The sequence below is a fragment of the Winogradskyella sp. PC D3.3 genome, assembly GCF_054366245.1.
Window position 1 is genome coordinate 4,023,790 of sequence record NZ_CM135962.1, and the last position, 13,248, is coordinate 4,037,037.

Below are 13,248 nucleotides of genomic sequence, written 5' to 3' on the forward strand. Positions count from 1 at the left end.
ACTAACTATTGCCTAATTCTCTTAATTAATTACATGTGCTTTCTAAAACCAAAACATCATCACCGCGATGTAGTTCTAGCCTATCTACTTCACATTCTACAACCAACCAATTTCCTGTGATGGCTTGGATATTTGGACCTGAAATATTGGAAAATGTCACAACCACTCCTTCGCTAGATTGAGAAGTCGACCAAGTTGCATCTATAATTAAAGTATCTGTATAAATGACAACAATTGAACTTGTGCTTTCAAAATCAAAATTATAATCCATTAAATTATCACTGCCATTATAGTTTACGGCATTCCAAATACAATCTTCCAAGAACGCATCTACTTCGGCTTCAGAACATGTATTACTACAGTCTTCAACAACTAGAAGAATTTCAAAAATCTCAAAACTACTTGGATTACTTAGCTGTTGAATTCTTGAATAAATTGTTTGTGAATGATACAGGTTTGTGTAAGATGAACCTAATGCGTTTGTTGCATTTTCGGCATCCATCAAGGTACTGTAGAAGTAAACATCTACATTATCTTGTGGACAATTTGTATAAATTTCATTTAAATTGAATGTCGTAATACCGTCATATACCTCATCATCACACACCGCGATTTCAACATTCCCAAAACAATCAAAAGGATTATTTTGATTACAATTTGCTGTTAAAACCAAGGTTTCATCACCTTTTTGCAAGCTTATAAACTCGGAAGAACACTCATACACAATCCATTCTCCATTATATTCTGGTAAACCATTCAAATTAATAAATACGGTAATTTGATTTTCAATTAACGCGATATCCCAAGTGCCATCAAACAGCATATCTCCTTCATATAATGTTGAAAGCACATTTGAACTTAGAAAATTAAAGACTGTAAACGAAGGAATATATCCATTCAATGTCGGGATCTGCGCTGAGCAACCTAACAAATAATTTTGAACCTGGCCGTAATCACAATCACTTATATTAATACTACAATTTCGCTCTAATACTAATGTTTGATCTCCTTTAACCAACTCTAACCTATCCACGTCACATTCAACAATTAACCAACCTCCTTCTAACGTATTTTGGAATGCGGTTAATTCTAAAAAGGTCAATATAATGCCGTTATCTGTTAGCGATAAATTCCAACCTCCTCCAATAGCAGAAGCCGCCATTCCTTCAGAAATTTGTAAATCTCCATTCCCATTAAAAATCATTTGATCATTTTCGAAATTACCCGATCCGTTACTAAAATCCCAAGGGCATTCTTGTAAAATAGCACTGAGGTCACTAAGTGTACAATTTAAATCATCTTCACATTCTTGATCGATAATCATATTTTGATTGTTCTTCGTTAATTGAAAGTTGTCCAGACCACATTCTGTAATCATCCAATCTCCACCTAAGTCTTCAAAACTGGTAGATAACACTAAGAACGAACCTGTGGCATTAGACACCATGGACCACGAATTCTCTTCTGAGAATACCTGATCATTATCCATAATAATATCAAAACTACCATCGGTATTAAAATTTAATAAAAACCCTTCAAACTCTGGAAAACTTGAATAAAGTTCTAACTTCCACTGACACTCTATTAATGCTAATGTAATAGACTCATCATCACAATGGTCCTCACAGAATTGATCAGCTGATTCAATAGCTTCTGCAAGTTCCTGATTCGTATAAACGTCTAGACTTTCTCCTGTTGCATATTGTAGACTTACTGGAAAATTCAAACTCACTATAACCGCATTTTCATCAGCTTCTAAGTCATTTAAAAAACTGTATAATGTCTCATCATTTTCAATAATGACTGTATCAATAAGATTAAATCCAGAATTAAATACAGAAAAAGAAATTGGATAAACGAAATCTACACAGTCAATACTATCATAGTCATCGCTAACACATTCATTTATTAAACCGTCAAGTTCATCTTCATTTTCAATCACCATTTGGCTATAATCGCTAAAAATGATGACAATTGGGAATACAAAATCTAAATCATCATCGCTATTATTTACTCCATTTATTAAACTTTCTAATTGGTGTAAATCGGATTCTGTTTCAATAAGTACTGAGATATCACTAACAACAATGGTTACTGGTAACTCTACGGAAAAGCAACTTGCCCCATCTAAAACATCATCCGCAGCACCAAAGTTGGCTGTTGTTCTGCTTATAAGATTTGCTAAATTAGAACTTGGAACAATTATCTCTTGTCCGTCTAAGTTATCAATTTCAGTAATCTCATCTTGACAAGATGACAAGCAAAAAAGGGCAAAAAGGGAATAAACAAATAGATACTTAAATTTAATTTTCATAGCAATCAGGCTTTCTATTTATTATAAAACAGTTTGCTTTGAAAATTACCTACTACAATAATCTAAAATATTATTTATAATTTGTGCACCTATTAAAAACCATGAGCACACCTTTACACGATAACATCTGCGAATCGCAATTATTTGAACGTCTTTATAAAAAACACGCCAAAAACTTGCATGATTTTTTGTATTACAAGTTTGGAGATCATTTAAATCCACAAGACAAAGTACAAGAAGCGTTTATTAAACTATGGCAGAATTGCGGTAAAATAGCACCAGCAAAAGCAAAGAGTTATTTATTTACAACAGCCAATAATCTAATGCTTAATGCCGTGGCGCACCAAAAAGTTGTTTTAAAACATAGTAACCAACCACAAAAACATACCACCAACGAAACCCCTGAGTTTGTTTTAGAAGAAAAAGAATATCATCAAAAATTACAAATGGCCTTAAGCAAATTAACAGAAGCGCAACGTGTTGCTTTTTTAATGAATAGAGTTGAAGGCAAACGCTTTAAAGAAATAGCCGAGCTCTTAGATATTTCTGTAAAAGGTGTAGAAAAACGCATTTATGGAGCGCTTAAAAAATTACGAGAAGAAATAGAGGGGCTTTAAAAACAAAAATTGGTGGAGATAGAAATAACGTATTTACGCTAATTTAAAAATAACGTAGGGATTTTTAGTCCGAAGCTGTTATATAGTTGAAATCATATTATGCAAAAAGAAGAACTCATAAAAAAATGGTTAGATAATAACCTAAGCACAGAAGAGCAAAACGCTTTTGAGCAGTTAGAGGATTATAATACATTAATCCAAATGGATACCGCTTTAAAAACGTTTAAAGCTCCAGATTTTTCTGTTGACCAAACCTATCAAACATTAAAACCAAATCTTACACCTAAGAAAACACATTTAAATCAATGGTTAAAGCCATTACTTAGAATTGCCGCCATTTTAGCCATCGGATTTAGTGTATACTATTATACCTCAACCTTAGACACTGAAGTAGGCACACTTATAGCACAGCAAACAACAGTGAAGTTGCCAGATGCATCTACAGTAGATTTAAATGCAAACTCAACAATATCTTTTAATGAAAGTCATTGGAATACAACTAGAGAAGTAAAACTACAAGGTGAAGCATTTTTTAAAGTTGCTAAAGGCAAGAAATTTGACGTCGTTACAACAGATGGAATTATTAGTGTTTTAGGCACACAATTTAATGTAAAACAACGCGATTCATACTTTAAAGTCACTTGTTACGAAGGTTTAGTCGCGGTAACACACAATGACAACACAGTACAATTAAAGCCAGGGCACACCTTCGAAATCATAGATGGGAAACTACTTGTAAATGAAAAAGAAAACGCTACGCAACCACAATGGTTGCGTGGTGAAAGTAGCTTTAAAGGTGTACCACTTAAATATGTTATTGCTGAATTTGAAAACCATTACAGCCAAAACATAATAACAGAAGACATTGATCTTTCACGTTTGTTTACCGGAAGCTTTACACACAATAATTTAGATTTAGCATTGAAGTCTGTCACCATACCATTAAATTTAAGCTACAGCAAATCAGGAAAATCTATTTTACTAAAGCGTGAATAAAAAACTACTTTGTTTCATTTTCTACTTTTTATCAGTTGCCTTTTGTAACCTAACGTTCGGTCAGGAACAACTGGAAGAAAAACCGCTTGCTCAAGTCCTACCAGAATTAGAAAAAACATACCGTGTTAGATTTTCTTTTGAAACCAAGACAATTGAAGGTATTTCTATTAGTCCACTTTCTCACAAGCTTTCAATAAAACAAATATTAGCTAAATTAAACCTAGAAACCAATCTAAATTTTGAAATGTTGAGCAATCGTTTTATAGCCATTACTCCTAAGACCGAAACAGAAATTAAAAATAAAATACAACGTTTAAAAGAAGTTATAATCACAAATTATCTAACTAAAGGTATATCTAAGACGAATAATGGAACGATTAAAACTAACACTAAAGCTTTTGATATTTTACCTGGACTAATAGAACCTGATGTATTGCAAATAGTACAAAATTTACCAGGAATTATGAGTGTAGACGAACGCATATCTAACATTAACGTTAGAGGTGGTACCAATGACCAAAATTTAATTTTATATGAAGGCATAAGAATGTATCAATCTGGACATTTCTTTGGATTGATATCAGCCTTTAACCCCTACTTATCAGAAGACATTACCATTTCTAAAAACGGTACCAGTGCAAAATTCGGGAATGCAGTCTCCAGTACAATTGCCATAAAAAATGCGGATAAATTAGATAAAAACATTAGCGGTGGTTTCGGAGGAAACTTATTGAGTGTTGATGCTTTTACAAAAATCCCACTAACACAAAAAACAGAGCTACAATTATCTGCTAGGCGCTCTTATACTGACATTTTGGTTTCCAAAACCTACGACGCTTATTTCGACCGTATTTTTAATGATTCGGAACTCAACACCTCTTCAAACGTAAATACCTTACTCGCCCAAAATGAACGTTTTCTTTTTTACGACTTTAATGCTAAGTTTTTATATGATATCAACTCAAGTTCTAAGTTACGGGTTAATATAATGAACATGTCTAATGATTTAGATTACAATCAAGTTTTTACCACTACAGACAATAATTTTCAAGAGACTCAAAGCGAATTGAATCAAACGAGCTACGGAGCTAGTGCCACGTTTTCAAAGCAAATTAATAAGGACTTAAATTTATCTGCACAAGCTTATTTTTCTAATTATGATTTAGATGCAAAAAACAACAACGTTTCTAATAATCAATTATTAACACAGGAAAACAAAGTAGAGGATTTTGGTTTTCGATTGGATATTTCAAAAACCGTGAGTGATGATATTAATTTTAATGGAGGCTATCAGCTTAACGAAGTTGGAGTCACCAATTTTGAAGATGTTACCAATCCGAATTACACGAGTTTAATAAAAGAAATTATTAGAACACATGCCTTATTTGGAGAAATAGAATGGTACTCAACTTCTCGTGATACTTATATTCGTTTAGGCTCAAGAATTAGTTACTATGAAAAACTATCTGAATTTTTAATAGAACCTAGATTCACTGTAAATTATAAGTTCTTAGATTATTTTAGATTAGAAGTTTTAGGTGAACTAAAAAGTCAATCCATTACACAGATTATAGACTTACAACAAGATTTTTTCGGCATAGAAAAGCGACGGTGGCAATTGGCCAATGGCAATGACGTTCCCTTAATAACAAGCGAACAAGCCTCTATTGGACTCAGTTATAATCAAAACAATTTATTAGTTTCTGTAGAAGGTTATTACAAAGGAGTTAATAACATTACGGCGCGTAGCCAAGGTTTCCAAAATCAGTTTCAGTTTACCAACGATACAGGTTATTATACGGTTAAAGGCATTGACTTCCTTATTAACAAACGTATTAATGATTTTAGTACATGGCTAAGTTATTCTTATAGTAAAAACGATTATGAATTTGATAATTTAAACCATAAAAACCCCTTCCCCAACACTTTAGATTTAAGACATGTGATTAATACGTCCTTAACCTATAACCGCGATGATTTTAAAATAGGTATTGGTTTAAACTGGCATTCCGGCAGACCTTTCACTTCACCATTAGAGATTCAAGATGAGAGTAATTCTACCATAGAATACCATGCTCCAAATAGTTCTAGACTTGATGGTTATTTTAGAACAGACATTTCTGCAATTTATAATTTCAATATCTCAAAAACTATAAAAGCTAACATTGGCGCTTCAGTTTGGAATATCTTCAACCAAACCAACATAATTAATCGTTACTATACTTTAGATTCCGAAAACGCTATTATAAAAGTCGATAATCGCTCTTTAAAATTCACACCAAATCTTAGTTTTAGAGCGCGTTTTTAATAGCGAATAGTAACACAACCTCTCCTAAGTATTTACAAAAAAACAACCCTAAAACACCTCTAGGGTTATTTAAAAAGTTCTTCAAATAAAATTAGCCGTTAACCGTTTTTTCTTTTGCTTTCTGCTTTTCTATATTCTTCTTTATTTTGTTTATAGCAGACTCGATAGACTTATCGGGTTCTATAAGATTATATTTACCCCAGAAATTTGGATCCGAAAAACCAGAAATAGCATCCGTAATAATTACAGACGGTCTGAGTTTATCTTTATTCCTAATTTTCTTATCGGTACGATTCACTTCCCAATCGGTAACTGCCATTTCACTAGACAGCGTATATACTTTATTAAAGAGTTGACGTTTTTTATTCACCTTAAATGTTAGGCTTAAATTAGAATAACTATAATACCATTTATTCCCTTTTTGTCTATAGTCTACTTTATAGATGGCTTCTAACGGATAAACCTCTATATCACTCGGTTTTTTTTTAACCAATAGATTTTTAGTTTTATCAGAGTTACTAACGTCTAAAACATAATTCGCACTGACTAAAGCCAACGATTCAGAATCAATAAAAAGCTTCCCATTATAGTTCACCTTAAGATCATTATGCTTAGGGTTGAAATTAACCACATAAACTGTTCTGTTATTAATAGTAGAAGGTGTATCAAAAGAAAAATTATAGCCTGTAATACTTTCATCTGTAAAAATATATTCAGGATATTTCATAATATCTAAATAAACCGTTGAAAACGGTCCTCCTTGCAACTTTACAGAAACTGTATCTAAGCGTTTATAATCTGTACTTTTACGAGCTTTTCCTAGCTGAATAGCATCACGTTGTTGCGAAGCGTTTGGTTGTTTTAAAATATTAACAACAGCTTCTGTCAATGACACATTTCTATTACGACGTTTAATGGTTTCTCGATAAAATGCGGTCATAAAAACAGACGCTTCATCAACATTTTTAGTTTTATCATTAAACACTTTTCTTACTAAACTTTCAGCATCTTTATACGCAGAAATACTAACCATTGATAATTCTGTAACGGCTGTATACAACTCAATTACAGAATTAGTATTTGTTAATTCAGACAACGGCACAGCATAAGTGTTATAACCTAAAAAAGACACCAGAACTTTTGAATCTAAATAGTTGTTTGGTACTTTTAAGGTAAACTGACCTTCAGAATTTGTAATCGTACTAATATTAGTCTTATTAATACTAAGACTGGCTGCCTCTAAGATTTTATGTGTTTTACCATCGATAACTTTGCCTTGATACTCCTTAAAATCGGTTTGAGCGTTCAGAGAAAATAATACAAATACCATGACGAGTAATGTACTTGCGTAGCGTTTAAAAGTGTGCGATTTTTCCATAACCATAAGATTTAATGAACATTTTAACTCTTCCTAAGTTACAAAAAAGGCTAGAACACTCTTATATTCAATATGTTAAATTCCAAACCCCTACTATCAAGCCGTCAATTCAATTCTTAAAATGACCGCAAAATGCAATAAAAAAATCACCTTGTTAATCGTAGAAACTACATACGTTCAGGAACTTCAATTCCTAACATTCTAAAGGCATTTTTTATAGTTTGACTAACGGTTTTAGACAACTCCACTCTAAACTTCTTTTCGCCATCTGTGTCTGCACCAAGTATAGACACATTTTGGTAAAACGAATTAAAATCCTTCACTAAATCGTAAGTATAATTTGCAATTAAAGCAGGACTATGTTGTTCTGCTGCATTTTGAATAACTTCAGGAAATTGCTCTAATTGCTTGATAAGTTGCTTTTCCTTATCGTGAAGTGACACCTCTACGGTGCTTGTTGTGTCATCACCATCGCTATTAGCCTTTCTTAGAATAGACTGAATTCTAGCATATGTATATTGAATAAACGGTCCTGTATTCCCTTGAAAATCGATAGATTCTTTTGGGTCAAATAGAATTCGTTTTTTAGGGTCTACTTTCAAGATGTAATATTTTAAAGCTCCTAGACCAATCGTTTTATATAATTCTTTTTTCTCTTCTTCTGAGTATTCTTCAAGTTTTCCTAATTCTTTAGAAATCTCTTCAGCCGTATCTGCCATTTCTTTGATTAAGTCATCAGCATCTACAACAGTTCCTTCTCTACTCTTCATTTTTCCACTTGGTAAATCTACCATACCATAACTTAAATGGAATAGATTTTTCGCCCAATCAAAACCTAATTTTTTTAAGATTAAGAATAAAACTTTAAAATGGTAATCTTGTTCGTTACCAACGGTGTAAACCATACCTCCAACATCAGGATAATCTTTAATACGTTGAATGGCTGTACCAATATCTTGTGTCATATAAACGGCTGTTCCGTCGCTTCGCAACACAATTTTTTCGTCTAAACCATCTTCGGTTAAATCACACCAAACGGAACCATCTTCTTTTTTAAAAAAGACTCCAGTATTTAAACCTTCAGCAACAAATTCCTTTCCTAGTAAATAGGTATTACTTTCGTAATAATACGTATCAAAATCGACACCAATATTTTTATAGGTAACTTCAAAACCATCATAAACCCATTGGTTCATTTTTTCCCAAAGTGCAACCACCTCTTCATCTCCAGCTTCCCACTTAAGCAGCATTTGTTGTGCCTCTAATAATAAAGGAGCATTCTTTTTAGCCGCTTCTTCAGATTGGCCTTGAGCCATTAATTCTGAAATTTGAGCTTTATACTCTTGATCAAACTTCACATAATAATTTCCGACCAACTTATCCCCTTTCAATGCTTCAGTTGGCACTTCATTATTACCAAATTTCTGATAAGCCAACATACTCTTACAAATATGAATACCTCTATCGTTAATAATTTGAGTTTTGTAAACGTTTTTTCCTGAAGCTTTTAAAATTTCAGCAACACTATAGCCTAAAAGTACATTTCTAACATGCCCTAAATGCAACGGTTTATTAGTGTTTGGAGAAGAATATTCCACCATTACGGCTTTGTTATCTTTTTCTTCTACAAAACCATAATTCGTTTTGTTTTTTATAGATTGAAAAAAATCTAAGTAATACGAATCATTAATCTCAATATTTAAAAAGCCTTTAACAACGTTAAAACCTTTAACTAAATCTACATTATCTAATAAATATTGACCTACTTGTTCTCCAATAACCACAGGGTTTCCTTTAACGACACGTAACATTGGGAATACCACAACCGTTACATCACCTGCAAACTCTTTACGAGTTGCTTGAAATTCTACTGATTCTAATTCCGATTCAAACAACGCTTTTATGGCTGCTTTTACATGTAATTCTAAAGTCTCTTGAAGGGTCATAATCTGCTTTATTTTGGTATTTTAAAACGTTGGCAAAGATAGCAGTTTTATTGTTTTATTAGAGTTCTAAGCAGACATAATTACTTAACTTTGATAACCATTGAAAAAGTGTGAAACGAAAAAGAAATAACACATTTCTAAGAATTAACCCCTAAGACAAATGAAATCATTAAAATACTTGCTTTCCATAAGTCTGCTTTTAACACTGTCTTGTTCTAAAAATGACAATTCAGATAATGAGGACGGTATTATTAATACGAATTCATTTTACAAGGGTATGGATTTATCATTTCAAAGTGAATTAGAAAATTACGATATTGATTATAAAGATATTAATGGCCACTCGGTAGAACTTTTAGATTTCGTAAAGTCTAAAGGCACTAATCTCATCAGACTAAAACTTTGGCATACTCCACAGGATGGACAAAACGGATTAGAAGATGTAAAAACTTATGCGCAACGCATCAAAGCCAAGGACATGGATTTCCTACTCGATTTTCATTATAGCGACTATTGGGCAGATCCAGAAACCCAAACACCACCAGCCGCATGGCAAAACCTTTCTTTTACCGATTTAAAGGCGGCTGTTTATAATTATACTAAAAATGTTGTTCAGCAATTAAAAGCACAACAGACTATGCCAGATATAATTCAAATTGGTAATGAAACCGATAGTGGCTTCCTTTGGAATTATGGTAAAGTTTGGAATGAATTTAATGACAACTGGATTAATTATGCAGGTTTAGTCTCAGAAGCCATAAGAGCTATAAGAGAGGTTGATACCAACAATATAACCAAAGTGATGTTACATCATTCTAACGTAGAACATTCGATTTACTTCTTTAATGAATTGCAAACCTTTAATGTTGATTTTGATATTATTGGTCTCTCTTACTATCCACAATTTCAAACCAAAGATTTAGACTTAATTGCTTCTAAATTAAACACTCTAGCCAATACATTTAACAAAGATATTTTAATGGTAGAGGTTGCCTACCCTTTTACATTGCAATGGAATGATGACTTAACCAACTATGTGGGAAGCTTAAATCAAACGATTCCAGAATTTCTACCAACGCCTCAAGGCCAAAAAGCCTATATGGAATGGTTGATTGCAACGCTTAAAGCCATTCCGAATAAAAAAGGTATAGGCTTTTGTTATTGGGCACCAGATTGGGTTGCATTTAATGGTAATGAAAATACATCGACAAACGGCTCTTCTTGGGAAAACCAATGTGTGTTTGATTTTAACTTAAAAGCCCTACCTGTTTTAGAGGTATTTAACAATAACTAACTAAACACCAGCGTTATAAACTAAACGTGCATTTCGTCGACAAAACAGTATTACCCCCTTTAAATTTACCATTGGTCGATAAGCTAATTTTAAAAATTATTATATTTGTCTGTTCAACTAATAAATCGGCATTAAATCCTAATAATTAGCATATTTGCATTCATAATAGCACTTTTGAAGGGCTATTAATCAATGTCCCAATCATTAATGAGGCTTAATAATCAAACATTAACCCAGTTGTTATTGTTTTGTGTTAACTTACTTTTTTGTCCCTCTATAAAAGTTTTTCAAACCAAAACAGCGCAATTCGTTTTAACGCTATTTTAAGATGAAACAGTTACTTACACTAGCTGTCTGTCTTATATCGTTTTTTGTTTTTTCTCAAAATGAAAAAATAGATAAGCTTACGGTACAAATAGCCTATTTAAACGCTGACTCTACAAAAGTGGACAAGTCGCTTATACTTATAAATGAACTTTATAAAAACAAAGACTTTACCAAAGCATTACTTTATATTAATGAAACTTCAAAACTTTCTGAAGATCTTAGTTATACTAAGGGATTGGCCGAAAGCAGTTATTTTAGAGCACTTATCTTTACAGAACGTAACGATTATTTTAATGCTATTGACAACTACAAAAAATCTAGAAATCTCTACTTACAAATAAGAGATACCCTTGGTGTCGCCAAAGTGAGCAACAGTATTGGTTTAATTGAAATAAAACAAGGAAACTATAAAGTAGGCTTACAAAATTCATTATCTGCAATAGATATTTTTGAAAAGCAACATCTAAATGATGAATTAAGTGCCGCGTATAATAATCTTGCAGAAGCCTATTATAAAACTAATCAAATTGATAAGGCTATAGAGTACAACTTTAAAGCCTTAGAAGTCCGCAAACAAATCAATGACCAAGAAGGCATTAAATTATCTACTAAAAACATTGCTGAACTTTACTCGAAATTAAAAGAACATCGCAAGGCTATTGAATATTACGAAAACGTATTAGATATTTTAAACCCGGAAACAGACCAAGATTTAAGAGGTGAAATACTACCTAAGCTAGGTAACGAGTACTTGCGTTTTAAAGAATATGAAAAAGCTTCAGAATACTTAACTGAAGGCTTAAAGTACAACCGAGAGCAAGACAATAAAGAAGGCCTTTTAAGAGCCTTAAATGCTATTGGTCATCTTAACCTTCAAAACAAAAAGTTAAAATTAGCGGAACAACAATTGAGCGAGGCTTATATAATAGCACAGAAAATAGATGATAAAACTGAACTTTTAGTAAACTACAAGCTTCATATTGCTTTAGATTCTACTCGTGGTTATTATCAGAATGCCTTTTTCTGGCAAAATAAATATTATAACTTAAAAGACTCGCTTTCTAAAATTGATCAACCGGTTTTCCCAACACATTTGGAGCATATCGATTTAATTGAGGATACGCCTATTACTCAACAACCATTACTTCAAGATGTCCAACAGGCTAACACAGTGTCTACATGGCTTAACAGCCCCTATGTTTTCTATGGAATTATAGCCGCTTTTACCTTGTTATTAGCACTTCTTATATATAGTCTTTTAAAAACTAAAGCTCATAAAGAAGCGCTAATAAAACAAACGAACAAATTAGCTGAAGAGCACATAAGAACAGAAGCTATTTTAGAGCAAACGCATCATTTAGAAGAAGTCAATCAAGTAAAAGACAAACTATTCTCTATAGTATCTCACGATTTAAAAGATTCGATTTCTTCAATTAAAGCATTTTTAGACTTATTAAAAGAAGATAGTATTTCTAAAGATGAATTTTATGAATTAATTCCTGAGCTAAGCGAAAATGCCAATAATGCATCTTCATTACTATTTAATTTATTGAATTGGTCTAAATCACAAATGCAAAATTTAGAGCCTAAACCCGAACGTTTTAATATTCAAGATGTATTTCAGGCCAAAATTGCTTTAGTAGAACAAAAAGTTGAAGATAAACGCATTGTATTGATTGATGAGTCTCAAAGCGATTTCATTTACGCCGATCGCAGTATGGTCGAAATTGTCATTCAGAATTTAATTACCAATGCTGTTAAGTTTAGCAGGACAGGTGATGTTATTACTATTTCTAATGTCGATGCCAATGGTAAATCTTTAATTTGCATAGAAGACACAGGTGTTGGTATTTCTAAAGGCAATATTGACAAATTATTTGCTGCACATAAAAACTTTACAACTGCTGGTACTAAAAATGAAAAAGGAACTGGTTTAGGATTATCTATTGCTAAAGATTTAGTAGAATTGAATAACGGTAGAATCTGGGTAGAAAGTACAGAACACATTGGAAGTAAATTCTTTGTTGAACTTCCTAAAAGAGCTATAATGCCATAATTTATCTATATT

General features: G+C 32.4%; 8 protein-coding genes. 5 read left to right on the forward strand and 3 right to left on the reverse strand.

Annotated features, from left to right (window positions below; genetic code table 11):
• Positions 1-25 precede the first annotated feature (25 nt).
• Complete coding sequence (locus ACXGSQ_RS17835; protein ID WP_458627482.1) at positions 26-2,314, reverse strand: hypothetical protein; 2,289 nt, start codon at positions 2,312-2,314, stop codon at positions 26-28.
• 101 nt (positions 2,315-2,415) lie between these two features.
• On the opposite strand from ACXGSQ_RS17835, the gene ACXGSQ_RS17840 reads away from it, so the two are divergent.
• The 3 genes from ACXGSQ_RS17840 (at position 2,416) to ACXGSQ_RS17850 (ending at position 6,235) form a co-directional block, all read left to right on the forward strand.
• Complete coding sequence (locus ACXGSQ_RS17840) at positions 2,416-2,931, forward strand: RNA polymerase sigma factor (RefSeq protein ID WP_458627483.1); 516 nt, start codon at positions 2,416-2,418, stop codon at positions 2,929-2,931.
• Positions 2,932-3,030: 99 nt separating this feature from the next.
• Positions 3,031-3,927: a FecR family protein gene (locus ACXGSQ_RS17845; RefSeq protein ID WP_458627484.1), complete on the forward strand. Its 897-nt coding sequence runs from the start codon at positions 3,031-3,033 to the stop codon at positions 3,925-3,927.
• Positions 3,920-6,235: a TonB-dependent receptor plug domain-containing protein gene (locus ACXGSQ_RS17850; protein WP_458627485.1), complete on the forward strand. Its 2,316-nt coding sequence runs from the start codon at positions 3,920-3,922 to the stop codon at positions 6,233-6,235. Before ACXGSQ_RS17845 ends, ACXGSQ_RS17850 begins: the two co-directional genes overlap by 8 nt.
• A gap of 91 nt (positions 6,236-6,326) precedes the next feature.
• On the opposite strand, the gene ACXGSQ_RS17855 is transcribed toward ACXGSQ_RS17850, so the two are convergent.
• Together ACXGSQ_RS17855 and argS are read right to left on the reverse strand one after the other, a co-directional pair.
• Positions 6,327-7,613 carry a carboxypeptidase-like regulatory domain-containing protein gene (locus ACXGSQ_RS17855; RefSeq protein WP_458627486.1) on the reverse strand — a complete coding sequence of 429 codons (1,287 nt, stop codon included), beginning with the start codon at positions 7,611-7,613 and terminating at the stop codon, positions 6,327-6,329.
• A gap of 167 nt (positions 7,614-7,780) precedes the next feature.
• A complete protein-coding gene (argS, locus tag ACXGSQ_RS17860; RefSeq protein ID WP_458627487.1) occupies positions 7,781-9,559 on the reverse strand; it encodes an arginine--tRNA ligase in 1,779 nt (592 codons plus the stop codon).
• Positions 9,560-9,719: 160 nt separating this feature from the next.
• On the opposite strand from argS, the gene ACXGSQ_RS17865 reads away from it, so the two are divergent.
• Together ACXGSQ_RS17865 and ACXGSQ_RS17870 are read left to right on the forward strand one after the other, a co-directional pair.
• The gene (locus tag ACXGSQ_RS17865) at positions 9,720-10,853 is read left to right on the forward strand and encodes a glycoside hydrolase family 53 protein (RefSeq protein WP_458627488.1); all 1,134 of its coding nucleotides are present in this window, start codon (positions 9,720-9,722) and stop codon (positions 10,851-10,853) included.
• A 328-nt stretch (positions 10,854-11,181) separates the two neighbouring features.
• On the forward strand, positions 11,182-13,236 hold the full coding sequence (locus tag ACXGSQ_RS17870) for a tetratricopeptide repeat-containing sensor histidine kinase (RefSeq protein ID WP_458627489.1): 2,055 nt from the start codon (positions 11,182-11,184) through the stop codon (positions 13,234-13,236).
• Positions 13,237-13,248: the final 12 nt, after the last annotated feature.